Origin of the sequence: Deinococcus sp. (assembly GCF_018260555.1) — a bacterium.
In the GTDB taxonomy this organism is placed as follows: Bacteria; Deinococcota; Deinococci; order Deinococcales; family Deinococcaceae; genus Deinococcus.
The window spans coordinates 34,359-59,576 of the sequence record NZ_JAGLBB010000008.1 but is presented as its reverse complement, the minus strand read 5'-3'; the positions used below and the strand labels follow the sequence as shown (position 1 = coordinate 59,576).

Below are 25,218 nucleotides of genomic sequence, written 5' to 3'. Positions count from 1 at the left end.
CAGGTCGAGGGCACCTTTCCCGACGGCACCAAACTCGTCACCATCCACGACCCCATCCGCGGCGGCCACAGCGCCCTGGTGCCGGGCGAGTACCTGCTCGAAGACGGCCACATCGAACTGAACTCCGGGCGTCCCGTCACGGCCCTGACCGTCGCCAACCGCGCCGACCGCCCCATCCAGGTCGGCAGCCACTTCCATTTTTTCGAGGTGAACGCCGGCCTGCACTTTGAGCGCGCCAGCGCGTACGGCCAGCGCCTGAACATTCCCGCCGGCACCGCCGTCCGCTTTGAACCCGGCGAGGAAAAGGACATCGAACTCGTGCCCCTGGGCGGCACGCGCGAGGTTCACGGCATGAACGCCCTCGTCAGCGGCGAACTCGACGGCGTGGGCATGAAGGACGCGGCGCTCGGCCGGGCCAGGGAACAGGGATTCGGGGGGACGCCGTGAAGGCCGCGCCGCCTGTCAGCCGCTTCGCCTGGGCGGAACAGCTCGCCCCGGGGGAAGGCAAGAATCACGCATTGGCTCCCCTCCAGGGGAACTGGCCGCACAGCGGTCGGAGAGGTCCGGGCAGGACCCAAGCGGAGGCTCTATGAACGTCACCCGCAGACAGTACGCCGACCTGTACGGCCCGACGGTGGGCGACCGCGTGCGTCTGGGCGACACCGGCCTGCTGATCGAGGTCGAGCGGGACTTCACGACGTACGGTGAGGAGGTCAAGTTCGGCGGCGGCAAGGTCATTCGCGACGGCCTGGGCCAGAGCAGCACCGCCACCCGCGAGGACGCGAATGTGCCCGACCTGGTCATCACGAACGCGTTGATTCTCGATCACTGGGGCGTCGTGAAGGCCGACGTGGGCGTCAAGGACGGGCATATCACGGCCATCGGGAAGGCCGGGAACCCTGGTACGCAAGACGGCGTGACGCCCGGGCTGACCATCGGGGCGAGTACCGAGATCGTGGCGGGCGAGGGGCACATCCTCACGGCGGGGGGCGTGGACACGCACATTCACTTCATTGCGCCGCAGCAGTGCTGGACGGCGCTGGAGTCCGGCGTGACGACCATGATCGGCGGCGGCACCGGCCCCACGGCGGGCACGTCGGCCACGACCTGCACGCCCGGCGAGTGGCACCTTCACCGCATGCTTGAAAGCCTTGCCGGGCTACCGCTGAACTTCGGCCTGCTCGGCAAGGGCAACGCCAGCACCCAGCCCCCCCTGGCCGAGCAGGTGCGTGCCGGGGCGCTGGGCCTGAAGCTCCACGAGGACTGGGGCACCACGCCCGCCGCCATCCACGCGGCCCTGAGCGTCGCCGAGGACTACGACATCCAGGTCGCCATCCACACGGACACCCTCAATGAATCGGGCTTTATCGAGGATTCCATCCGGGCCTTCGCGGGCCGCACCATCCACACCTTCCACACCGAGGGCGCCGGGGGCGGGCACGCGCCGGACATCATCCGGGTCGCGGGATTACCGAACGTGCTGCCCAGTTCCACCAACCCGACCATGCCGTTCACGGTGAACACCATCCACGAGCACCTGGACATGCTGATGGTCTGCCATCACCTGTCGCCGCGCATTCCAGAGGACGTGAGTTTCGCCGAGAGCCGCATCCGCCCGGAAACCATTGCCGCCGAGGACGTGCTGCACGACCTGGGTGTGTTCAGCATGATGAGCAGCGACTCGCAGGCGATGGGCCGCGTGGGCGAGGTCATCACCCGCACGTGGCAGACGGCGCACAAGATGAAACTCCAGCGCGGCCCGCTCGGCATTCCCGGCCTGGGGTCGGATACCCGCGCCGATAACCTGCGCGCCCGGCGCTACGTCGCCAAGTACACCATCAACCCCGCCGTTGCGCACGGCATCGCGCACGAGGTCGGCAGCGTCGAGGTCGGCAAGCTGGCCGATCTGGTGTTGTGGAAACCCGCCTTCTTCGGCGCGAAAACGGCACTGGTGATCAAGGGTGGTCTGGTCGTCGCGGCGCAGATGGGCGACGCGAACGCCAGCATCCCCACCCCGCAACCCGTGTACCCGCGCCCCATGTTCGCCGCGCACGGCGGCGGGCCGGACGCCACCTGCCTGCACTTCGTGTCGCAGGTCAGCCTGCAAGAAGGCAACCTGCCCAGCGTGGGCCGCCGCTACAGCGCCGTGCAGCACACCCGCGACATCGGCAAGAAAGACATGATCCTGAACGCGGAGACGCCCGACATTCACGTCAACCCCGAAACCTACGAGGTCCGCGTGAACGGCGAGATCGCCACGTGCGAGCCGCTGGACGAACTGCCGCTCGCCCAGCGGTACTTCCTGTTCTGATGATGGGGGCGGGCGGACATTGGCAAGGGTTGCGACACCGTGTAACCCTGGCGGACCCGGGGAGCGGCGCCGCCCGGCGAGGAGGGCAGCAGCGAGGAGGGCCGCAGGGGACCGTGTGCGCGCGTGCATGAGGCTTCTATTGCCCTGTCGCTGATCGACGTGGCGTCCGAGGTGCTGCGCGAGAACGGCGGGGCGCGGGCGTCGGCGCTGACGGTGCGGGTGGGGGCGTGGTCGAGCGTGGTGCCGCAGGCGCTGACAGCAGCGTTCCCGGCCTGCGCGCAGGGCACGCCGCTTGAAGGCGCGCGCCTGAACGTGGTGACGGTGCCGGGCGTGGGCGAGTGCCCGACCCACGGGCCGGTGACGCTGGACCTGAAAGGGGGCCTGCGCTGCCCGCAGTGCGGCGCTCCCACGCCGACGCTGTTGCAGGGCGACGAACTGGAACTCGACGAGATCGAACTGCTAGAACCCCAACCGGAGGGCTCATGACAACGACCACGCCCCGCATCGTGACGGTGCGGCAGAACATCCTGAAAGAGAACGACCGGACGGCGGCCGGAAACCGCGCGGCCTTCAGGGCGGCGGGCGTCCGGGCCATCAACCTGGCCAGCAGTCCCGGTGCGGGCAAGACGGCCCTGCTGGAACGCACGCTGCGTGACCTGACGGGAAGCGTACGCATGGGCGTGGCGGTCGGTGACCTGGCGACCGAGAACGACGCGGCGCGCCTGCGGCAGTGGGGCTCGCAGGCCGAGCAGATCGTGACTGGAACCGTCTGCCACCTGGACGCCGACATGGTGCGGGCCGTCCTGCCACGCTTTGATCTGCCGCGGCTGGACGTGCTGTTCCTGGAGAACGTGGGGAACCTGGTATGCCCCAGCTCCTACGACCTGGGCGAGGCGGCCCGCGCGGTGCTGATCAGCACCACCGAGGGTGAAGACAAGCCCCTGAAATACCCGACGATGTTCAACACGGCGGACGTGGTGGTGATCACGAAGATGGATCTGGCGGACGCGGTGGGCTTCGACCGTGAGTTGTGCCGTGAGAACATCGACCGCGCGCGGCCCGGCGTGCCCGTGATCGAACTGAGCAGCCGCAGCGGCGCAGGCCTGGACGCGTGGTTCGCGTTCGTGCGGGGTGAAAGCGTTTGACCCGGCTGTCCGGTCTGCGCCGCCCGATCCTGGGCACCGGGACGGCGACCGGACCAGTGACGGGGCCAGTGAAGGGGTCGGTGATTGGTCCAGTGACGGGCGCGGTGGTCGCCGTGCCGATGACGGCCCTGGATCGCCGCCGGGTGCGCCGCCGCCTGCGCGCCCCGGACGGTCAGGAGTTGCTGCTGGCCCTGCCGACCGGCACAGTGCTCACGCCGGGCAGCGTGCTGGAGGTGCGGGGCGGCGTGAGTTACGTGGTGGGGGCCGCGCCGGAGGACGTGGCCGCCGTTCGCCCGCGCGACCTGCCCGAGGCGGCGGCCGTGGCGCACGCGGTGGGGAATCTGCACCGGGATTTCGTCCCGGCCGACGAGCACGGGGTGTTCCTGGCCCTCTGGGACGCGCCGCTGGAACTGCTGCTGTCGCGGCTGGGCGTGCCGTTCACGCGCGAGGAACGCCCGTTTCACGGCCGCCCGGCCTGGGAGCACGAGTCGTGAGCCTGCTGCGCCTGCTTCAGCTGTCGGACTCGGCCTTCCCGACCGGCGCGTACGCCTTCAGCGACGGCCTGGAGACCCTGACCACGCGCGGCGCGGTGCGGTCGCCCGCCGACCTGCGCGCGTTCCTGGCCGGGCAGCTTGCGCACGGCTGGGGCCAGCAGGACGCGCCCGCCTGCGCCCTGGCCTGGAGCGCTGACGCCGGTACGCTGGCGGAACTGGACGCGCTGCTGGACGACTTGAAGCTCGTGCCGGGGCCGCGCGGCGCGAGCACGCGGGTCGGCGCGAACCTGCGCCGCGCCGCCACGCACCTTTGGCCGGACGTGACGGCGGCGCTGCCGGTCACGCGGCACCACGCCACCACCTTCGGCGTGTTGGCCTGCGCACTCGGCGTGCCGCGCGCGGATACCGTGACGGCCTTCGTGAGCGGGTGGCTGCTGGGCCGCGCCACGAGCGCCACGCGCCTGATGAGACTCGGCGGGCTGGACGCCCAGCGCTGCGCCGCCACCTGCGAGGACGCCGCCCGGGCCTGCATTCACGCGGCCCTGCACGCCACGCCGGACGACCTGTGCACCTTCACGCCCCTGCTGGACCTCGCCGCCAGTGAGCAGCCGGGGCTGGACTCAAGACTGTTCCAGACATGATCCGCCCCTCCGCTCCATTCCACCACAGTCGGAAAAGCGCCGCCTGCGGCTCCACAGCGCGGAGGGGCGTATGCTGTTCCTACTCGCGTCCGCTCGGATTGATTCAGAAGTGCGCCGAATCAATCGGAATCCGTATGACATCATATCCAAAGGAGTTTTCATGACCCAACCCTCCTCTCCCCTGCGGATCGGCGTGGGCGGCCCGGTCGGTAGCGGCAAGACGGCGCTGCTGGAGGCGCTGTGCCGCGCGCTGCGCGACCGCTACGAACTGGCGGTCATCACGAACGACATCTACACCTTCGAGGACCAGCGGATCCTCACGGCGGCCGCCGCCCTCCCGGCCGGGCGCATTCGGGGCGTGCAGACGGGCGGCTGCCCGCACACCGCGATCCGCGAGGATTCCTCACTGAACCAGGAGGCGGCCGAGGCACTGACCCTCGAGTACCCGGGTCTGGAGATTGTGTTTATCGAGTCGGGCGGCGATAATCTCGCCTCCAGCTTCTCGCCGGAGCTCGTGGACGCGTGGATCTTCGTGCTGGACGTGTCGGGCGGCGAGAAGGTGCCGCGCAAGGGCGGCCCCGGCATCCGCGCCAGTGACCTGCTGGTGATCAACAAGACGGACCTCGCACCGCTCGTGGGCGCCGACCTGAGCGTGATGGACGCCGACGCCCGGACGGGGCGCACGGTGGGCGGTGAGGTGCGGCCGTACGTGTTCACGAACCTGAAAAGCGGGGACGGGTTGGCCGACGTGACCGCGTGGATCGAGCACGACCTGCTGTTCCGGGAGGTCCCGCCGCCCCGCGTGGGGTTGCAGCGGGTGTCCCCCTGAGCCTGCTGACGCGCACGCGCACCGGGGTCCTGCACCTGCACTTCGGCGTGCGGGGCGCGCGGACGGCGCTGCTTCGCGATACGCAGAAGGCCCCGCTGATGGTCGTCCGGCCCTTCGAATTGCCGTGCGGGACGCTGATGGTCTTTATTGTGAACCCCACCGGCGGCGTGCTGGGCGGCGATCACGCCGAGATCCGCGTGGTGGTCGGGCCGGGCGCGCGGGTGCTGATCCTCACGCAGTCGGCCACGCGCGTGCAGCCCTCGCCTGACCGGCGGCCCGCCACTCAGGACATTCACTTTCAGGTCGCGGCGGGCGGGCGACTGGAGTACCACCCGGAACGCACCCTCCCCTTCGCCGGAAGTGCCTTCTCACAGAACCTGACCGCCGACCTGGAGGAAGGCGCGCAGTTCGCCCTGACCGAGACGCTCGCCAGCGGACGCGTACAGACCGGGGAGCGGCTGGCCTTCGCGTCCTACGAGAGCCGCGTGCAGGTCAACGTGGGGGCGCGCCGGGTGTACCTGGACCGGCAACGGCTCGTGCCGGGCGAGTTCACCCGGGCGCCCGGCGTGTGGGGGGACCTGGACTATCAGGCGTCCGGTGTGTTCACCGGCGCCGGCGAGGGATTGGCCCCCCCCACCGTCACGGAGTTCCCGGCCGTGCCGGGCCTGATCGCCACCGGCTCTACGGCAGGCGGCGCCGTGTGGCTGCGCGGCGCGGCCGCCCGGGGACCGGAACTCGACCGGGCCCTCCTACAGGCGCGCCAGTCGCTTCGACACCAACTGTGGAATGCCCCGCCGCTGGAAATACGCCGCTGAGCGGTACGCGACGACGCCGGAAACACACTTGCACGGACTCCGATTGATTCGGAACTGCACCTAATCAATCGGAGTCCGTATCAGTACGACAGCACCAGTCGGCCCAGTTTGCGGTACTCCAGGTGCAGCGCCTCCTCGACCAGGGCCTGACTGACAGGCACACCCCGGGCCACGGACATGAACACGGCGTTCATGACCACGCTGCGGATGTTGCCGCCCGACACGTCCGCCTGCGTCAGCCGCGCGAAATCCACCTCGCTGGTGTCCAGTGAGCGGGGGAACGCACCGCGCCACAGCCGCTCGCGTTCCGGGGCCTGCGGGGCGCGGAAGTTGATCACGAACTGCAGGCGGCGCATGAAGGCCACGTCCATGCTGCTCTCCAGGTTGGTGGTCAGCAGGGCCAGTCCATTGAAGCTCTCCAGGCGTTGCAGCAGGTAGTTCACCTGCGTGTTCGCGTAGCGGTCGTTGCTGTCGCGGACCTCGCCGCGCTTCCCGAACACGCTGTCGGCCTCGTCGAACAGCAGCACGCAGCCCCCCTGATCGGCCGCGTCGAAGATCCTCTTGAGGTTCTTCTCGGTCTCACCGATGTACTTGCTGACGGTGCTGCTCAGGTCCATGCGGTACAGGTCGAGGTTCAGGTCGCGGGCGAGCACCTCGGCGCTCAGGGTCTTGCCGGTGCCGCTGGGGCCGCTGAACAGCGCCGTGATCGAGCGGCCCCGCCCCGGCCGGGCCATGCCGAGGTCCTCGTACACCTGCGAGCGGTGCCGGACGTGCGCGGCGATCTGCTCCAGGGCGAGCCGCTCGGTGTGCGGGAGGATCAGGTCCTCCCAGGTCGCGCGAACGTCGATGCGCTGCGCGAGGCTGCCCATCAGGCGGCGGTTGGCGCCGCGCGCGGCCTCCCAGGCACGTTCCAGGCGGGCGGCGTGGCTGGCGTTGCCGCTCAGGGACGCGCGGGCGTCGCGGGCCAGCGCGTCGATGCGGTCCAGATTCAGGTGGAACTGGTCCCCCAGTTGCCGCAGCAGCGCCGGATCCCCGCTGACCCCCAGCGCGTGCGCCCAGCGTTCGCGCTGCTCGGCGGGCGTGGGCGCCCCAAGCTCAGCACTCAGGACCGCGCGCGGCGAGTCCAGCGGCAACGGGTCGGCGGACAGGATCACCACGGGACCAGCGGCGATGTCCAGCACACGGTCCACCAGGCCCTCGGGCGGCTGCGCGTCAGGCAGGGGCGTGGCGGCGTCCACGGCGAGCCGGGTGCCGCGTAGCCGGGTGTCGCGGCGCAGGGCACGCAGCGCGGCCTCCTGCTCCTCGGGGGAGCGGGACGCCAGGACCGCCAGGTCCAGCCGGTGCGCGCCGCTGCCCAGCAGGTGCGCGGCGACCGCCTGCATCCCGGCCACATTCATGCCGAACAGGAGCGCCGCGCGGTCCTCTTTCCTCAGGTGCCGCGCCAGGGTCTCACGCTGCGCCTCCTGCGAGTCGCTCAGCAGACCGCCGGGCGGCAGGGCGCGCAGCACGCCGCGCAGATCCGGCGGGACGTCCAGCAGACCCCGCAGGTCGGCCAGCAGGCCCGCACTGAGCCGCAGGGGCGTCAGGGCCTCCAGCACGCTGGCATTCACGCTCACGCCGAACTCGATCAGGCCGCAGGCCAGCAGGGGCCGCCCGGCGGTGAACGCGGCGGCCTGCGCCCAGTCGTCCTCCAGCAACCAGCGGCGCGTCAGTGACGGCGTCAGGAAGGCGGCGTGCGGACTGTCCATCTGAAGCGCGGTGGCGCAGGCTGCCAGCATCCGCTCGGGGAACAGCTCGGTCGATAGGGCCAGCGCCAGCACGCCCACCTCGAATTCCGTCAGCTCCAGCCGCGCCTGCACGTCCTCCAGTCGCGTTCCGCTCAGGTCCGGCAGGACCACCACGTACCGCACGTCCGGCTGGGCCTGCTCGTTCAGCGCCACGTCCAGTACCTGCGCGCTCAGGGCGTCGCACAGGGCGTGCAGGGCCTGCACTCGTCCCAGGTCCGCTGCACTCACCGCCCCGCCCATCACTCCTCCAGTCCAATCGAGTAATTCACGGATGAGTACCCCTCGCCGTCATCCGAGGTACGGAACGCTGCCACGTACCACCGCTGCACCCCCGCCACGCGCACCTGCCCCCGCCCGACCGTGCAGGTCGCCTCGGTCACCAACGAGCGGTAGCACGCCGAGAGTTTCTGTGCACTGAAGGGCGAGCCCAGCATCAGCCGCGTGAAGTTCCCCAGCAGATTCAATGTCGCACCCGGCATGGGCGAGCGCACCTTCGTATCCAGAGCCAGATCCGCGAACAGCACGACGTTCTTTTCGATATGAACGGTCAACTCAGGGAAGAATGCGCCTTTGTATCGCTGGGCCAGAGCCTCACCGGATCGGGCAGCGACGGGCAGAACAACCCAGATTGCGTCACCTGTAGGAGCTTCTGGCGGCTCAGTGATCACACACTGGTACATCCTGCAGAACCCGCTTTTTTCAACAGAGGGCAGGGCCTTGACGGAACCTTCTGGAGTCTGTCGCGTTGTGATCAACGCCTTACCGATCAGTGGGGTCTGGTCATTGATCGCCCTAGCGCAAGAGATGAGAACAAGACCAAAAACGCATGCGTGAAGAAAGTGGACCGTTTCTCCGTTCATTTTCGTATTCATTTCTTCTTGACCACAGCCAGCCACAGCATCGGGTGCTCAGCCACGCTCTTCCAGCTCCAGACTGTGTTGTTACCACTGACATTCGCCTGATGCTCGTACTTTCCGTACCGGTACTTAGGTTTGAGATTGTCGGTTCGGAACAACACGGACTTTCCGTAAGGGTCATCCACAATCAAGCCTTCGTCATTCATCCCCTGAAGCCTCACAATGTGTCCGTAGATGCTCATCATGACAGCCTCGCCTGCTGCGAGATGAGGTTTGATCTTTGCTTCCCAAAACGATCGATCTGGCGAAGTTTGCAGGTTGGTGTGCTGGGTGCCCATCAGGTCGAGCACTTTTCCCCAGCCTTCCTGTGTCGTCCGGTGAAACCGCCCGTACGAGTCCAGTTTTGCTTTCGCGGGCGACACCCCGGCCCTGAGCAGTTCCTGGTACCTGGCGTCCACGAACTTCCGGCGCAGGTCCTCCAAGTAGTCCTCGAACTGCGGGAAGTGTTCCGGGTCGGGGTTCTCGATGCCCAGCTGTTCCAGCACCATGGCGGCGCTCGTCAGATTGCACATGACGTTCCCGATCCTGCCGCCGGGCCTGTCGCCATCGACGGCGCGGCCCAGGCTCAGGTTGTTCCGCTGTGAGTGGTGCGGGGTCTTTTCCTGAAGCAGCACGTACAGGTCGGAGCGTGTCGGTGCGGGCTGGATCTGGATGACCTGCCGGGCGATCCTCACCTGGGCGATCGTGTACTCCGGCGTCTCCTGCGTGAATTTCATCAGGCGGTCCAGGGCGTCCGGCGCGTCGGCCGGTTGGTGATCAGCGGCAGCGGGGGCTGCACCTGCGGCAGGGGTCGGCGTGACTGCTGTGGGAGCGTCGCCCAGCGTGAACATCGGGTAACCGTTGTCGAATTTCGGGTCGTACACGTAGAACAGCTGCACCGTTCCGTTGAAATTCCGTCTGGTCGGGCGCAGGTGTCGGCTGCGGTCGTCCAGATTGGCCCGGAAGGTGGCCGTGAATTTTCCGCGCACCGTGTCGGCCGCTTCCGTGGGAGTGTTGTTCCCATCCTGATCGGCGTCCATGGGATTCTGACGGTACGCGGGGCTGCTGGACGTCACCCAGACGTCCTTCTGCGCGTACCGGGCGCTGCCCCCCAGGTGCGCCATGTAGACCTGTTCCAGCGGGCTGGTCTTCCCTGCGGCCCTGTTCTCGACGTCCACCTGATGCATGTGGATCTTCAGGTGAATCTCGATGTACTCCAGTTGCTGAGTGGCGGTCATTCCCGTCAGGTCGGAGGTGGACTTGAGTGTCTTCAGACTCAACCCGTGCGAACTGATGTACCGGTTGATGTCTATCCGAGCAGCATCACCGATCTGCCCAAGACCCTTGTACTGAGTGTTTTTTCCCTTGTTGCTGGTGGGATCGAGGGTACTTTCCAGCGTCAGGAAGCCGAGTACGATTTCGGGCGTGGTGTTGATGGCGGCAGCGACCTGCCTCAGGCGCGGCAGGAACCCGGGTTCGCGCAGGGCTGGCAGGGCGGGCAGGGCACTGCTGGCGCCCGCTGAGCCCGCACCTGCGGCACTCGTGCCCGTGGCGACCTGGACGGTGGCGACCTGGACGGCGGCAGCGGCGGGCAAGCGCCGGAACCGCAGGTTGTGCAACTGGAACTTCCGGTTCTGGAAGTCGCTCACCTGGGGAATGCCGCCCCGCAGGCTGCCGGTGAAGGTTGCGCCGTTCTGGGTGCCGTGCAGGGTAAACGAGTCGTCCCGCAGGAGTTGACCTGCGACAGGCCACCGTTGACTGCGAGGCTTGCCTTTGTTCTGAACGGTGGAGGACCCGCCGAGTGCGCCGCCACTGGCTCGTTTCAGGTGCAGGTTCATGGTCAGCGTGCCGCTGGTCACGGTGAAGTCCCGTTCCCAGGTCTGACCGGTTTTCGGCCTGGCAGACGCAGCGGTGGCAGGTACCGGGCCCTGGAGACCAAGTCCGGCCATGAGCTGCCCGGTGAGGCGCTGCGCACCGTCCTCAAGCTGGTGCAACAGGCGTCTGGCTGGAGTGGTAGGCGAGGACTGGGTCATGAGATCTCCTGTCGGTTGTGGGCAGAGGTTGCTCAGTTGAGGTTGATCATGACGCCCTTGACGTCCACGTTCCCGCCGCCCGCGTCGATCTTGATGCCGCTGCGGGCCTTGAGTTCCAGGCGGCCGGTGCTGGTGATGGTCAGGGTGTTGGTCTTGGTGTCGAGTTTGAGCTGGTTGCCGTTCTTGTCTTCCAGGGTCACGTGGGGGGCTCTGGGGTCGTCCATCAGGGTCAGGCGGTGGCCGGAGGTGGTGCGCAGTTGCAGGAAGGGTTTTTTCTTGTCGTCGTTGAGTTCCAGGGCGTGGTTCTTGCTGCTCTGGAGGGTGATGCGGGGCGGGTCGGGGTCGGGCGGGTCGTCGTAGATGAGTTCGTGGCCCAGGCGGGTGCGGTAGACGCGCTGGATGACGCTGCCATTCTTGATGGTCTTGCCGGTGGGGCGTGGGGGCGCGTCGCTGCCGTTCCAGAGGCCGCCGATCACGTACGGGTGGTGGATGTCGCCGTGTTCGAAGCCGATCAGGACCTCGTCGTTGACTTCCGGCGTGAACTGCGAGCCGCGGTTCGGGCCGCCGCCCAGGTTCACGACCCTGGCCCAGTCGCTCTCGTCGTCCTCGGTCAGGGCGGGGAATTTGACTTTCACGCGGCCCAGGTTGTCGGGGTCGTCGTTGTTGGTGACGACGCCGATCATCAGGCCGGGAGTGGGTGTGAACGGCGCGTCGTGGGGTCCGGCGGTGCTCTCACGGATCAGGGCGGCCAGCGAGTCGGGGCGACTCCCGGTGACGCTGAATTCGGTGCTGTAGCCTTCGCCGTTGCGGTACAGGTGCCGGACGTTACTGGCGACGTACGCGCCGCTGAAGCGCCGGCCGACGTTACGGACGTTCAGGGTGGTGCCGGCGGTCAGGCGGGGGTACCCGGCGGCGGTGCCACGCGCCTCGATCAGATGCTCGGTCACGCGGTTGCGCTGCGCCTGCGCGATGGCGGTGGCGTAGGACTGCTCGCGGACGATCAGGGTGCTGGTCGTGGCGGGCGTGTCCATTCCGAACGCCTGCTGAGACACGCCTTCGCTGCGGCTGCTTTCGGGGACGTCCGCGCGTCCCTGGCCGCCGCTGCCCTGGCCGACCACGCTGCGTTTCTGTTTGGGGTCCCAGGAGCGCACGGTGCTCTGGCTGGTCTGGCCGAGGCTGGTCAGGCGGGGCGTGAACTCGGTGAGGGTGTCGCCCCACGTGAGCTCGATGGGGTCCTGGCCGCGCACGTCCTCGCAGTGCAGGGTGGTGCCGTCGGCGTACAGGATCAGGCCCAGGCGGGAGGCGCGTTCCCGCAGGAATTCTAGGTTGGTCTGGTTGTGTTGCAGGACGTACGGGTGCACGACGCTGCTGTCGGCCGTTCTGGCGGTCATGCCGGCCTCGCCGGCGAGCTTCTTGACGAGGTCCATGTCGCTGACGTTCAGGAACGAGCGGGTGTGCGTGCCGCGCGCCAGGCGGTGCAGGCGGTCGAAGGCCCGCAGGCGCAGGTGCTGCGTGCCGCGCGCGAAGCGGGGTTCGACCTCGACGAGTTCGCCGTCGAAGACGGTTTCCTGGTTGCTTTTCACCTGCGCGATCACGCGGATGCGGGCGCCCAGGCGGTAGCTTTCATCGTCGATCAGCAGGCCCTGCGGGTCGCGCAGGGAGACGGTGGCCACGTCCGGGAGTTGCAGGCTGCTGTCCACGGTGATCTCGTCGATCATGCGCACGGCGTCCGGGGTCATGTCCTTGCCGTCAATATTCAGGTACAGGGTGCTGACCGCGCCTTCCATCGGGTCGCGGGCTGCGCTGCGGGTCATGTGCCCTTCCCGTAGGAGGTCTGCCGCAGGTCACCTACAAAGCCGCGCTGTCCGGCGGCGGCGCGGATGCCCTGGCTGATGTGGAAGGTCGAGGTGCCGCCGCTTTTTCCCTCAAAGCCGGTGCTGGCGTCGCCCTGTTCCAGGCTGACCTTGATGATGGACCGTACGGGCGTGCCGTCGGGCATGAACAGCGTGAACTGCTGCTCCATGCTCTTGATCACCGCCTGGAAGTGCCAGGTGGAACCCCACTGGAACAGCACCATGGGCGGGCGTTTCTTTTCCACGCCAGAGCCCTTGGCTGTCTCAGAGGTCTCGGGGTTCATGCGGGTCAGGTCCCACAGCGGCTTGGTGTAGCGGCGGACGTCCTCGACCGTTCCGGCCGACTGGCGGCGGGCGTAGGTGTCGAAGAACAGCTCCAGGGTCATGGTGGCAGGCTGACCGCCCCGGAAGATCTTGTTGGCGCTGTCGCCGGTATCGGTGGTCTGGTTGTCGTACTGAACGTTGCGGGTAATGGTGTACTCGCGCGGATTGAACATGCACTCGATGGGCGTGCGGTTGCTGCTGTCATCAATGGGGACGATCTGGGCCTTGGTGAACTGTCCGCCGGTGCCGCCTGCCGAGGTGATGGTCATGGGTTCCTCCGTAGTGAATGCGTGGTGAACGCGTGCTGAATGCGTGTTAGATGCGTGGTGGCTGCGTAGGGACCGAGTGGAAGTTGTGTGGTCAATGTGCCGTTGATACGTGTGTCTGGGTAAGGGCGCACGTGGCGGGCCCCCGGGCCTCAGCGGCAGTCGCTGGGCTGCTGAACGGTGGGGCGGTAGGCGCACCAGCGTTCGCTCTGGCCTTGCAGGGTGTACGGCCCGCGCAGGATCTTGCGGCTCTGGTCGATGGACGCCACGATCTTGAAGGTGTCCAGTTGCGGTGAGGTGACGGTCAGGGTGCCGCCGTTGAAGATCACGTTGATGGGGAGGTCCGGGATGTCGTCGCGTTCGCTGGCGAAGGTGCCGGCCGCGCGGCGGCCCTCGATGTTGTAGATGGTCAGGTACCCGAAAGGGTGCGTCCAGGAGCCGATCAGGTCGCTGTACTCGCTGCTCTGGGCGGCCGCGTGGGTGACGGTCACGGTCACGGGTTCGCTGCGCACGCTTCCGGCGTTCAGGGTGTAGGTGGTCGTCTGGGCGGGAGCGACCTGCATCACGCCGCTGGCGCGCAGACTTCCGCTCACGCCCTCGATGGTCACGGAGTCGGTGCCCGTGACCTTCCAGACCAGGGTGGCGCTACCGCCCGCGCGGATACTGGCGGGTTTGGCGCTGAAATACGAGACGCTGACGGGTAGGGCGGCGGCTGGCGTGACGTTCGGAATCGGTGTCACCGTCGTGCTGGAGGGTTTGGGAGGAGTGCCGGGCGGTTTGACGGGAGGTTTCACGGTCACGGTCCGGATGGCCTGAGCGCTGCCGGCCGTGAGGACGAAGGTGGTGGTCTTGCCGATGTTCACGGTCGTTTCGCCGCTGGATTGCAGAACCTGCGCCACGCCGGTAATGCGCACGGAGTCGGCGTTATTGACGTTCCAGCGCAGGCGCACCGCTCCCGGGGCGTTGAGGGCCGTGCTGGAAACCGTGAAGCTGTTTACGCGGGCCTGCGGGGCGGGCGTGACGGTCACGGACGCGGTTTTCGTGACGCTGCCGGCGCGCAGGGTGAAGGTGCGGCTGGCGTTCACGGGGAGGGTGGTGCGGCCCGTGGCAGGCCAGGAGCCGTCGGCGTTCGGGCCGCGAACCCCGTCGATGCGGACGGCGCTGGCGTTCCGGACCGTCCAGGTCAGGACGGCCGTGCCGCCGCCCGTGAGCTGCGTGGGCGCGGCACTGAAGGTGATGACGGGCGTCGGCGGTTTGACCCGCACGGTCACGCTCTGCTGCTGGCTGCCGACACTCAGGACAAACGTGCGGGTCCTGGGAACGGTCAGCGTGGTACTGCCGCGCGGGGGCCACTTGCTGCCGGGCAGCGGGCCGCTCAGTCCGGCGATGCGTACGGCGGGCGTGTTCGCCACGTCCCAGCTGAGCGTGACGGAACCGGGGGCGCGCAGGTCGGTGACGCTCGGTTTGAAGCTGCGGATCTCGACCGGGCGCGGCGTGACCTTGACCGTCCGGACGATCTCAAGCGGTCTGCCGTACTTGAGGTACAGCACCAGCTTGTAGGTGCGGGTGGTGTTGACCTTCTCGATGATCTCACTGCCACTGGGATCGAACTTCCCGTTCTGCGGGCCTTTCAGTGGCAGGATCGTGACCGACTCGAAGCCCTGGGCGTTCCAGTTGAGGGTCACGTCGCCCTCTCCCACGATGCTGGCAGGCTGGGCCGTGAACGTCACCTTGCTGGCGTTGGTCTTTTCGGCGGCGGCAGCGGCCTTCTCAGCGGCAGCGGCGGCCTCGGCATCGGCTTTTTCCTTCTCGGCCTGCTTGTCCACGGGCGTGACGGCCAGGGGTTTCTTGACGATCACGGTATCGCCGGCGTCGTTGCGGGCGGTCAGAATGATGTCCACGTCGGTGGTGGGCGCGGGCTTGATGGTCTGCCCTTCCGGGGCGCTGTCCTCGGTGCCGCTGCCGTACTGCACGTTCACGCTGCTGGCGTTCTTGGTCTTCCAGCGGATCGTGAAGTCCTGATCCGAGCGCACGGGGCTGGGGCTGACCTCGAAGTCCAGGAATTCCGGGGCGGGCGAGGTGATTTCCAGGCGGGCGTTGGCGCTGTTCGTCAGGTTGTTCGCGCCGCTGGCCGTGATGGTGTAACTGATGGATTCGCGCGGCTTGACGGTCTTTTTCCCCTTGGCGGTCACGATGCCCAGGCCCTCGATCATGACCGTGCTGGCGTTCTGCACGTCCCAGGACAGGACGGCGCTGCCGCCCCGCTCGATTTCGGCGGGTTCCAGTTTGAAGGTCTTGACCTGCGGCCCGAGCACCGTGACGCTGCGGGCGTCGGTCTCGCGTTCGGTGCCGTTCTGCGCGGTCAGGGTGAAGGTCGTGTCGCGGCTGGGCGAGAAGGTGCGCGTGCCGCTGGCCGGCACCTTCCCGAGTTCACTGATGGTCACCTGCTGCGCGTTCAGCACCTGCCAGCGGATGGTGACCTTCTGGTTCCCGGCGACGCGTGCGGGCGTGACCTCGAAGGCCTGGATTTCCGGGCGGTCGAAGCGGGCCTGCACGGTCTGCGCGTTGATCACGGTGCGGCCCAGCAGCGAGCGGGCGGTCAGGGTGTACTTCTGGTCGCGGGTGATGCCGGGCACGGTCAGTTGACCGTCGCGCGGTAGGCTGCGGCCCGCCGCGCCCAGCTCCGGGATGGTCACGCGGGTGGCGTTCTGGGTGTCCCAGCGCAGCGTAAACGGCGTGCCGGGCCGCACGACGGTGTTACTGTCGGCCCGGTCGAACTGCGTGATCTGCGGCGGGCGGGTCAGCAGCCAGATCAGCACGCCCAGCAGGATCAGCACGATGGGCAGCATCCACAGCGGGATCAGCGGCAGGTGGTTCAGTTCGGCGGCGGCGTGCGCGGCCGGGTGTTCGCCGCTCTCACCGCCCGGAAGTTCCGGGAAGACGTCCACGTGCATCTGATGCTGCGTGACCGCGCCCAGCCAGCGCAGCGGCACCCGCACCTTCAGGGTTTCCTCTGTGCTCTGCCCGGCACTCAGGGGCAGGCGGGTGGGCAGGTCGGTCACGCGGATGCGACCCTGGCCCTGCACGGCCTGACGGGCGGCGGCCATGGCGGCGTGCCGGGCCTCGGCGGTCGCCTGCCGGGCCGTTTCGCGCGCCAGCTGGGTCGGATCGACCGGCATCCCGGTGGTCGCGACCTGCGGAACCGTCATCAGGTCCTGCAGGCGCGGCAGGATCCGCAGTTGCCCCTCGTTGTCCCGCAGGCGCGGGTGGTACGTCTCGTCGGTGTTGCCACGGTTTTCCAGCCGCACCGTGTAGCGCGCGTGCCGCCACGTACGGCGCAGCGGGGGCAGCATGGTGGCGACCAGTTCACGAAAGGGCGCAACCGTCACGGCCAGCGGAGCCTGTCCGGTCTGCGTGGGGTCCTCGCGCGAGTGGGCTACGACGGTCACGTCGTACTCCCCGGCACGACTGTTGCTGTGGCGGGGGGCCAGCAGGGTCAGGGTCGCGCCCCCCTGCATACCGGGGTTCAACTGCACTTCAGTGTGTGCGCCCTGCACCCACTCGGCCGGAATGCCGCGCAGGTCCACCCGGAAGTGATCCACGGTGGGGCCAGTGTTCGCCAGCATGACGTGCAGGGTCAGGGGCGTACCGGGCGTGAGGGTCACGCGGTCCCGTTCGGGTTTCACGACGATGCGGGGCCGCGCCGGGGCCTGCTGCGGTTCCAGCAGAACCAGCCAGTAGGGCCGCAGGTAGAGCGGCGTGCGGTACGGCCAGCGCAGGCGGGTCATGGGCGTCAGGGGCAGGCCGTCCATGACGGTGCCGTTCGTGGCGGTCAGTTCGGTCACGTGCGCCTGCCCGCCCGTGCATTCCACGTTCAGGTGATGACGGCTCACGCCGACGTGCTCGAGTTTCACGACGTTGTCCGGCGCGCGGCCCACCGTGAAACTGGCCTGCGTGACCGGGTCGCTGCGCAGCAGTTCCAGGCGTTCGCTGAACACCAGCAGGGTCGGTTCCGGGCCGCTGGCGTGTCCGTCCAGGGTCGGCGCGGGCGGCATGACCGGCAGGGCGCTGAGGCGCACGGTGGGTTCCGGCCCGCCGGGCATCAGGGTGTTCAGGACTTCCTGCAACGGCGCTTCCAGCGCCTGCGCGCTGACGTAGCGGTCCCCGGGGTCCTTGGCGAGGCAGGTCAGGATGATCTCCTCGAGGGCCGGAGGCAGGTCGGGGCGCAGCAGGCTGGGCTGCCGGGGCGCGACGTGCTGGTGTTTCTCGAGCGCCTCGGCTGCGTCGCGGATGTCGAAGGGCACCAGTCCGGTCAGCAGTTCGTACAGAATCAGGCCGAGCGCGTACAGGTCGGTGCGCAGCTCGTTGCGGATCCCCCGGCACTGCTCGGGGCTCATGTACGCCAGGGCGTTCACGACGGCGCGGTCGTGCGTGCCGTAACTCCCGGCGCGCAGTTCGGCCAGCCCGAAATCCGAGAGTTGCGTGCCGTACCCGGTGTGGCCCAGCAGGGTCCGGCCAGGTTGCAAGATCAGGTTCTCGGGTTTCAGGTTGCCGTGCATCAGGCCCTGGTCGTGCGCGTGCGCCAGCCCTACGGCCGCCTGGCGGATCAGGTCCACGGCCGTCACGACCGGTAGCGGCTGCGCGGCGCGGGCCGGCCCCTGCAGAAGCTGGCGCGCACTGCCCTGCTGGCCCATGTCCATGGCGTAGAAGGCGCGCCGCTCCCGCTGCTCCAGGGCCCCGGTGGGCAGGATGTTCGGGTGGCGCAATGAGCCGACTTTCAGCAGCAGCCGCTCAAGCTGCATGATCAGGAAGGACTGACCGCTGCTGGCGTCGTCCAGAACGCGCAGGGCGACCTCGCGGTTCTCGTCGAGGTCGGCGGCCGCGTGGACCGGCCCGAGCCAGCCGCCCCCGAGCAGCCGTCCTAACTGGTAGTGGTGGAAGATGCGGTCGGTCATGCGGCACCTGCCTGCGGGCCGCCCGGCCCACTGGGCGAGGGTGGCGGAGTGGTGGGGGCTGGGGTCTGGTCTGGGGTCTGGTCTGGGGCGGGTCTCTGGTCTAGGGCTGCGCTCTGGGCTGGGGGCGTGTCCACGAATTCTACCGTGACCTGCGTGTGCGCCGGGGCGTGACGCTGCACGAAGGCGGTGATGGTCTCGCGGCTGGCGGTGTCGTCGCCGTCCAGCGAGTCGAGCAGCGTGACGCGCAGCGTGTGCGGCTGCGCGGAGTCCTCGCTCAGCACAGGCGTCAGGCCGAACACGGTCTCCAGGGCGCGGCTCAGGCCGTAGCGGGTGCCGCGCCAGCGGTACAGCGTGACCGCCTCGCGCAGCCACGCCCGCTGCCGGGCCTCGGGCCAGTGCGGGTCCAGGGGCACGCCCAGCCACCCGGCCATCCAGCCGAGCAGTTGCGGCGGCGATACGCGCGGATCAAAGTGCAGGTCCACGCTGTCCTGGCGGCGCTGCATGGGCTCCCAGACGCTCTCCAGGATTTTCAGGAAGCGGCCCAGGAACTCGGATTCCTGAAAGTAAGGCGGCAGGAACGACGTGTACAGCGCCGGGCCGCCCAGGGGGGGCCGCGGGGCCGGAAAGGTCGGGATGGGAGGCCGGGCCGGGTGGGCGGCCAGGGTGCCCTGCACGTCGGTGCGTCCCTGTGGGGCCTCGGGGGGCAAGGCGGCCGACTCGCTGAGGAACGCGACCGTGAACGGCCCGATCTGGATCTCGTCGCCGTGCTCCAGACGCCAGGGCTGGTGGGGGGTCAGGCGGTGCCCGTTCACGAAGGTGGAGGCCTCGCCGCCGGTCAGATCGGTTAGCAGCAGCGCGCCGCCCTCCACGCTGATCTCGGCGTGCCGCACGGCCACAGACGGGTCCCGCAGCGGCAGGCCGTTGTCGGGCGTTCTGCCGATGGACAGCTGGCGCATCCCGAGGTTCAGGGTGCGCAGCACGTCCCCGCGCTGCCGGACCTGAAGTTGCGGCATCAGTGATCCACCCGCACGTGGTGAACGTCCGACACGATCAGCGCCTGCGGGGGCAGCGGCAGGCTACCGGTGATGGTTTCCCGCTGCTGAGGCTGGCCGGGTTCGGTCAGCACGACCTGCACGTCCTCGGCGACTTCCACGCCGCTCACGCCGCGCAGCAGGCCGTACAGTTCGCTGAGGCTCAGGGTCCGCCCGAACGGCCAGCCGCGCCCGTCCGGGCCGCCCGTGTAGGGGTTCAGGTACCCGTACAGCGCCTGGGTGGCGCGGCGGCGCACGTCCTCACGGGCGGGGCGGCTGGCCCCGGCGTACGCGCGGATGGTGGCGGTCACGCTGACCCACACGTACTGCGGGGCGCGCAGGTCCAGGGTCGTGCCGACCGGGCGGCGCAGGTCCAGGTCCTCCTGCACGGCGCTTCTCAGTTCGGCGCTCAGGGTCAGGCGTTCCGGCGCGATCCGTCCGGTCAGCGGCGCGAAGGGGTCGGCGCTGTCGTCGCCGCGCACGATCTGATCCTCGAAGGACACGCTGGGCAGGATGGCCAGTGTCACCTGTCCAGGCGGAACGTTCAGGGCGCGCAACTGACCCGGGTAGGTCTGTCCGGGCGTGGCCATGTTCGGCGTGACGCTGCGCGCGCGGGCGACGCCCGGAACCTGCGCCGCCAGGTGCTCGTAATCGTCGGCGGTGACGGCGCGGGTGCGGGTGTGCAGCAGCGTCGGCACGCGCTGAATGGCGTCCTCGAGCAGTTGCCCGTTGCGGCCCCCGGCGGCCGGGGCGTGGTTGGTCACGCGGGCCACGTACGGAATGCTGCTTTTCAGGACGGTCAACGTGCGGGCCGGGACGTTACCGCTGGCCCCGCCGCCGTACTGGTAGCGGCGCATGCGGACCGTGGCGTCCTGCGCCGGCACCGCGCCGAAGCGGTACACGCTGCCGTCGGGTTGCAGAATGCTGGGACCGAAGGACACCTCGCCGCTGCCCGTGTCGAGCGTGAAGTGCCGGTCGTCCGGCGTGGACGCCGAGAAGTCCGTGACCGGAGCGTACAGGTGCGCGTCGCCTTCCGGTGTCATGACCTCGATCACGTCGCGTTCCGGGTCGAGGTTCAGGACCGGGCCGTGCAGCAGCCGGAACCGCCCGCCCGGCACGCCGCTGCTCTGCCCCAGCAGTTCGCTGCGCACGATGGTCGCGTGCCGGGCAGGCACCGTGACGCCGCGGGCGTCGATCTGCAAGGTTTCAAGGTCCGGGCTGACCTTGTACCCGGCGTGCATCTGTTCGTTCGTCAGGCGGCAGCGCAGCCAGTAGCCGCTGGTGTCGAAGAACACGCCCTCACGCATGGCAGGCAGCCGCAGAATCAGTTCGCCGCTCACGTTGAAGGCCTGGGTGCCGTCGTACTCGACCTCGCACGTCGCCCAGCGGCCCACGCCGCCCTGCCACGCCTCCCACACGTACGGCGGATGGTTGGGGTTCACGCCCGCCCCGCCCGCGAGTTCCACGCCGAAGGTCAGGGCCAGCACGTGGTCACTGTGATCCCCGGCCAGCTGCACGAACAGCGCGTCACCGGGACGCGGTTCCGGCTGGAAGATCGGAAACCGGTGCCCCGGCAGGCCCAGTTGCGCCAGGTCATGCCGGGTGCCCGCGCCGCCCGGACCGGTCCCGGCGGTGACGCCTCCATCCGCGCCGGTCAGTCCGTCACTGTCCATCCGCACCTGCGCCAGGGTGTTCGCGCTGAACAGACCCAGCAGGGTGGGCGGGCGGACCACGCCGCCGCGGTCGGTGGAGAACACGATCGCCTCGTTCACCTCGGTCCGCAGCGTGGCGACCTCGGTCCCGGCCGCGATGGCCAGCGGCGTGTCCTGCGGGGCGCTGAGGTAGAACGTGACGGGCGCGACGGCCGCGCGGGGCGGGGCGAGTTGCACACCGATCATGTCCAGGAACGCGATCAGGAGTTTATCCGGCACCTGATTGACGCGGTAGAGCAGCAGGTCGGTCATCCAGGCGAAGATCTCGATGATGGCGATACCGGGGTCGCTGGCGTTGTGGTCGGTCCATTCCGGGCAGTACTGCGGAATCAGCCGGCGCGCCTCGTCGAGAATGTCGTCGAAGCGTCGGTCGTCGAGGTTCACGGTCGGTAAGGGCACGGCGGGGTCTCCAGGGTGAGGAAAGTTGAGGCGGGCGCGGCGGCCCGGTTGGTTCGGGGTCGGTTGGGTCGGGTGCAGTAGGGCGGGGCCTGGGGAGCGGGGGTTACAGCGAGCGGTAGAACGGGAAGACCAGCGAGCGGGGCTCCGGGTTGTCTTTCAGGCGGTAGCGGATATCCACGACGATGCGGGCGGTGTCCTGCGCGTCCAGTTGCGCTTCGACCTGATCGACCTCGATGCGGGGCTCCCAGGTCCGCAGGGCCTCGTCGACGTAGTAGGACGCGAGGCCCAGGGTGGTGGCGTCGCCGGGCGCGAACACCAGTTCGTGAATGCGGCAGCCGTACTCGGGGCGCATGACCCGCTGGCCGCGCGCGGTCATCAGCAGGCTCAGGATCGCCTGGGTCACGGCCCGCTCGCCGGACACCATGGCCAGCTGTCCGCGCGGGTTCACGCCGATCGGGAAGGCCACGCCGGTTCCCAGCACGTCGGCCCGGTCGCGACCGGGGTTGGCGGCCCGCGCGACGCTGGTCTGCGCGGCCTGCACCTGTCCCCCTGGGCGGGGCACCTGGGAAGGGGCCGACGGCGAGGCAGGCTGGGTGGGAAGTCTGGACTGGGTCACCGGGGGCCTCCTGTGTCCTGCGCGCGGCGCAGGGCGGGCCAGTTGAGAGCGGAACCGGGAAGGGCGGAGGCCGGGTCAGGCCAGGTGGGATCGGCGGCACTGAAGCTCACGGCGGGCCAGTCCGTGGGCGACATTGCGCCTGGCTTGCGCCCGGGCACTTCCTGCTCATCGGCTCACCGGACCGCCGGGGGCGTCGGCGGGCAGGGCGCGCGGCCCAGCGGAATTCAGCCCGGCGGTACCCGGACCGGCGGGATCATGCGCAGGCGGGGCGTCGTGCGCCGGCAGCCGAAGCGCGCGGCCGTCGAGGGTCAGGACCTTCAGGAAGCGGACCTCGCTGCGGCTGGCGTTCAGGTGCACGACGCCCGCCTCGTCACTGAAGGCGCGCGCGCCACTGCCGTCGCCGCTGCCCTCGCTGCGTACCAGGGCGTCCGCGATGGGCTGCCCGAGTTCATCCAGCAGCTGCCAGCTGCTCCGTACGCGGCGGGAGACGGGAGGTTGCTCGCCGGGTGTGGCCTGCGCGCGGAAACTCAGGTCGCGTTCCAGGACCATCGGGGAGCGGGTCGTGACGCCCAGATCGAGCGGGACCGTCACCGTGTAGTTCAGGTGGGGCCGGACGGTCTGTCCCAGACTGCTGAACACACCGCCGCTGGCGTCACCGGGCGTGATCAGGCCCAGGATGCCCAGTCCCGTGTCACGGGCGGCGGCCGGCAGGTAGCGGTCCTCCCATTCGTCCTGGCGCATCAGGGCGGCCAGCACGCGCCACAGCACCTGCCACTCGTCGCGGCCCAGTTCGTCCAGTTGCGCCTTGAAGAACACCGTGACCAGAAAACGCAGGTCCATGCGGCGCGGGGCCAGGGTGCGGGTCACGCCCAGACCGCTGTGACCGTTCGTGAATTCCATGGACCGCAGCGAGGCGTTCTCGCGCAGGTCGTGCATGAAGAAGTTCAGGGTGGGGCGTGTCAGGCCCGACACCCAGGACGGTGTGGGGGCCGCGAAACGGATGTCGAGCGCGTCACGCGGCAGGGACGCCTCGGTATAGACAAGCTCCTTCAGGGACTGCTGGACCTCGTCGATCACGGGCCCAACCCCTGCCCGCACCGGCCTGGAAACAGCGAGTCCGGTAGCCTCTCGCCGGCCCCCCCCAGTGGGCAGCCTGTGGAGTTTTGCACTGAAATTTTTTGTTCTGCAACACTATTCTTCAAGTTTCGGCCTCGACTCTGAATCAATGACTGGTCAGTATAGGACGGCCCCTCCGCCTGTGTCTGCTCAAGTTCGCTTGAGTCGGTGCGGGCAGTCTGCGATGTTGGGTATCTCACAACCCGAGGGTGCCGCCAGACCCGGCGCGCCCACCTCAACCCTGCTGTCTATCCGGAGGAACTGAATGGCCGAATACCTGTCCCCAGGCGTCTACGTCGAAGAAACCCAGAGCGGTCCCCGCCCCATCGAGGGTGTCAGCACCACCACCGCCGCTTTCGTGGGCTTCGCGCCGAACGGCCCCGCCAACACCCCGGTGTTCGTGGCCAACTGGCAGAAATTCAAGGAAATCTTCGGAACCGTGACCGCTGGCGGCGAGCGCGACCCCTTCATGGAAGGTGCCTACCTCGCGCAGTCCGTGTACGCCTACTTCAACAACGGCGGTACGCGCTGCTACGTCGTGCGCCTCGTGCCTAACCAGTCGGACGCCAAGGGCGCACGCACCGTCGAGGCCGCCCGGCCGCTGCAACTGCCCAGCCGCGCCAGCAAGGCCGTGCCCAGCCTCAGCATCGTCGCCCGCGACAGCCGCCAGAGCGACATTCAGATCGAGGTCCTGGCCCCCGATCCCGTCAAACCCGACCAGGCCCCCAAGGGCAAGGACGGCAAACCGGCCGACGGCGGCCCCGCCGGTCCCGACGAGGGCAGCGACGGCCTGTTCACGCTGCGCGTCACCCGCAACGACGTGACCGAAACCTTCCCGAACGTCTCGATCGGCAAGAAGCACAGCCGCAGCGTCGCGGACGTCATCAACAAGGAAAGCACCCTGATCATCATCGAGGAAGCCAGCTCCACCGGCCCCCTCGTGGAACGTGCACCCGAGGTCGGCAGTTACGTCCTGCAGGCCCACAGCAACGTGATCGAGGAGGGCCGCGAACTCAAGGGCCAGGACTTCGTGGGCAGCGTGGACAGCCGCAGCGGGATCGAGAGTCTCGAAATCGCCGAGGAAGTCAGCATGATCGCCGTACCGGACCTGATGAGCGCCTACCAGGCCGGCATGATCGGCGCGGACGGCGTGAAAGCCGTGCAGCGCGCTCTGATCGACCACTGTGAACGCAACGCCAACCGCATCGCGCTGCTTGACACGCCGCCGGACCTGACCCCCCAGCAGGCGGTGCAGTGGCGCAACGTCGACACGAACTTCGACTCCAGTTACGCGGCCATGTACTACCCCTGGGTCAAGATCGAAGGCCCCGACGGCAACCCCATGATGGTCCCGCCCAGCGGCTTCGTGGCCGGCATCTACGCCCGCAGCGACGTGGAACGCGGCGTGCACAAGGCCCCCGCCAACGAGGTCCTGCGCGGCATTATCGGGCCGGCCCTGCAGATCACCAAGAGTGAGCAGGACATCCTGAACCCCATCGGCGTGAACTGCATCCGTGAATTCCCCGGCATGGGCGTGCGTGTCTGGGGCGCCCGGACCCTGTCCAGCAACGTCCAGTGGCGCTACGTGCCGGTCAGGCGCCTGTTCAACTACGTCGAGAAGAGCATCGAACGCGGCACCCAGTGGGCGGTCTTCGAACCCAACGACGAGAACCTGTGGTTCCGCATCCGCCGCGACATCAACTCCTTCCTGACCAGCGTCTGGCGTGACGGCGCCCTGTTCGGCAACACCACCCGCGAGGCCTTCTACGTGAAGTGCGACGCCGAACTGAATCCCGACGAGATCCGCGACCGTGGCGTCTTGCAGGTCGAAATCGGCCTGGCGCCCGTGAAACCCGCCGAATTCATCGTGTTCCGCTTCAGCCAGTACGCCGGCGGCGGACAGTAACAGCCGCGCACAACACCGCGCCGCGCCTCCACACCCCCTGACTCCCGGGGCACGCCCTGTGTCCCCCATCCCAACGCCCGCCTTCCCCT

The 25,218-nt window shown here is 68.6% G+C and carries 18 protein-coding genes and 2 pseudogenes; 10 read left to right on the top strand and 10 right to left on the bottom strand.

The window, feature by feature from the left end; translation table 11 throughout:
• The 9 genes and pseudogenes from QZ271_RS14500 to QZ271_RS02985 all read left to right on the top strand — a co-directional run.
• A pseudogene (locus QZ271_RS14500) lies at window positions 1-57 on the top strand (urease subunit gamma); the annotation flags it as partial.
• 18 nt (window positions 58-75) lie between these two features.
• A pseudogene (locus tag QZ271_RS03020) lies at window positions 76-381 on the top strand (urease subunit beta); the annotation flags it as partial.
• A gap of 208 nt (window positions 382-589) precedes the next feature.
• Complete coding sequence (gene ureC, locus QZ271_RS03015; protein ID WP_291428846.1) at window positions 590-2,311, top strand: urease subunit alpha; 1,722 nt, start codon at window positions 590-592, stop codon at window positions 2,309-2,311.
• A gap of 123 nt (window positions 2,312-2,434) precedes the next feature.
• The gene (locus tag QZ271_RS03010) at window positions 2,435-2,797 is read left to right on the top strand and encodes a hydrogenase maturation nickel metallochaperone HypA (protein WP_291428844.1); all 363 of its coding nucleotides are present in this window, start codon (window positions 2,435-2,437) and stop codon (window positions 2,795-2,797) included.
• On the top strand, window positions 2,794-3,456 hold the full coding sequence (gene hypB, locus QZ271_RS03005; RefSeq protein WP_291428842.1) for a hydrogenase nickel incorporation protein HypB: 663 nt from the start codon (window positions 2,794-2,796) through the stop codon (window positions 3,454-3,456). Before QZ271_RS03010 ends, hypB begins: the two co-directional genes overlap by 4 nt.
• 80 nt (window positions 3,457-3,536) lie before the next feature.
• On the top strand, window positions 3,537-3,950 hold the full coding sequence (locus QZ271_RS03000) for an urease accessory protein UreE (protein ID WP_291428841.1): 414 nt from the start codon (window positions 3,537-3,539) through the stop codon (window positions 3,948-3,950).
• Window positions 3,947-4,591, top strand: coding sequence for an urease accessory protein UreF (locus QZ271_RS02995; RefSeq protein WP_291428838.1), 645 nt, complete (start codon window positions 3,947-3,949; stop codon window positions 4,589-4,591). Before QZ271_RS03000 ends, QZ271_RS02995 begins: the two co-directional genes overlap by 4 nt.
• Before the next feature lie 160 nt (window positions 4,592-4,751).
• Window positions 4,752-5,420 carry an urease accessory protein UreG gene (gene ureG, locus QZ271_RS02990; RefSeq protein ID WP_291428836.1) on the top strand — a complete coding sequence of 223 codons (669 nt, stop codon included), beginning with the start codon at window positions 4,752-4,754 and terminating at the stop codon, window positions 5,418-5,420.
• Window positions 5,421-5,467: 47 nt separating this feature from the next.
• Window positions 5,468-6,235 carry an urease accessory protein UreD gene (locus QZ271_RS02985; RefSeq protein WP_291428834.1) on the top strand — a complete coding sequence of 256 codons (768 nt, stop codon included), beginning with the start codon at window positions 5,468-5,470 and terminating at the stop codon, window positions 6,233-6,235.
• A gap of 80 nt (window positions 6,236-6,315) precedes the next feature.
• Here QZ271_RS02985 and QZ271_RS02980 read toward each other — a convergent pair whose 3' ends face one another.
• The 10 genes from QZ271_RS02980 to QZ271_RS02935 all read right to left on the bottom strand — a co-directional run bounded on the left by QZ271_RS02980 (window position 6,316) and on the right by QZ271_RS02935 (window position 23,184).
• Complete coding sequence (locus tag QZ271_RS02980; RefSeq protein WP_291428832.1) at window positions 6,316-8,250, bottom strand: AAA family ATPase; 1,935 nt, start codon at window positions 8,248-8,250, stop codon at window positions 6,316-6,318.
• Between the two features lie 11 nt (window positions 8,251-8,261).
• A complete protein-coding gene (locus QZ271_RS02975; protein WP_273991250.1) occupies window positions 8,262-8,573 on the bottom strand; it encodes a hypothetical protein in 312 nt (103 codons plus the stop codon).
• A gap of 317 nt (window positions 8,574-8,890) precedes the next feature.
• Entirely contained in the window at window positions 8,891-10,951 is a 2,061-nt protein-coding gene (locus tag QZ271_RS02970) for a hypothetical protein (protein ID WP_291428830.1), read from the bottom strand.
• A 32-nt stretch (window positions 10,952-10,983) separates the two neighbouring features.
• Window positions 10,984-12,765 carry a VgrG-related protein gene (locus tag QZ271_RS02965; protein ID WP_291428828.1) on the bottom strand — a complete coding sequence of 594 codons (1,782 nt, stop codon included), beginning with the start codon at window positions 12,763-12,765 and terminating at the stop codon, window positions 10,984-10,986.
• Entirely contained in the window at window positions 12,762-13,397 is a 636-nt protein-coding gene (locus QZ271_RS02960; RefSeq protein WP_291428826.1) for a hypothetical protein, read from the bottom strand. Before QZ271_RS02960 ends, QZ271_RS02965 begins: the two co-directional genes overlap by 4 nt.
• A gap of 149 nt (window positions 13,398-13,546) precedes the next feature.
• Window positions 13,547-18,349, bottom strand: coding sequence for a protein kinase (locus tag QZ271_RS02955; RefSeq protein WP_291428825.1), 4,803 nt, complete (start codon window positions 18,347-18,349; stop codon window positions 13,547-13,549).
• Window positions 18,346-19,362 carry an FHA domain-containing protein gene (locus QZ271_RS02950; protein WP_291428823.1) on the bottom strand — a complete coding sequence of 339 codons (1,017 nt, stop codon included), beginning with the start codon at window positions 19,360-19,362 and terminating at the stop codon, window positions 18,346-18,348. Before QZ271_RS02950 ends, QZ271_RS02955 begins: the two co-directional genes overlap by 4 nt.
• Window positions 19,362-21,491 (bottom strand): putative baseplate assembly protein, encoded by a 2,130-nt coding sequence (locus tag QZ271_RS02945; protein ID WP_291428822.1) that lies wholly within the window; start codon window positions 21,489-21,491, stop codon window positions 19,362-19,364. The genes QZ271_RS02950 and QZ271_RS02945 overlap by 1 nt, the downstream gene beginning before the upstream one ends.
• A 103-nt stretch (window positions 21,492-21,594) precedes the next feature.
• The gene (locus tag QZ271_RS02940) at window positions 21,595-22,107 is read right to left on the bottom strand and encodes a GPW/gp25 family protein (RefSeq protein ID WP_291428821.1); all 513 of its coding nucleotides are present in this window, start codon (window positions 22,105-22,107) and stop codon (window positions 21,595-21,597) included.
• A 165-nt stretch (window positions 22,108-22,272) separates the two neighbouring features.
• Window positions 22,273-23,184, bottom strand: coding sequence for a DUF4255 domain-containing protein (locus tag QZ271_RS02935; protein WP_291428819.1), 912 nt, complete (start codon window positions 23,182-23,184; stop codon window positions 22,273-22,275).
• Window positions 23,185-23,488: 304 nt separating this feature from the next.
• Between QZ271_RS02935 and QZ271_RS02930 the strand changes: the two genes are divergently transcribed.
• Window positions 23,489-25,129 (top strand): phage tail sheath subtilisin-like domain-containing protein, encoded by a 1,641-nt coding sequence (locus QZ271_RS02930; protein ID WP_291428818.1) that lies wholly within the window; start codon window positions 23,489-23,491, stop codon window positions 25,127-25,129.
• Window positions 25,130-25,218: the final 89 nt, after the last annotated feature.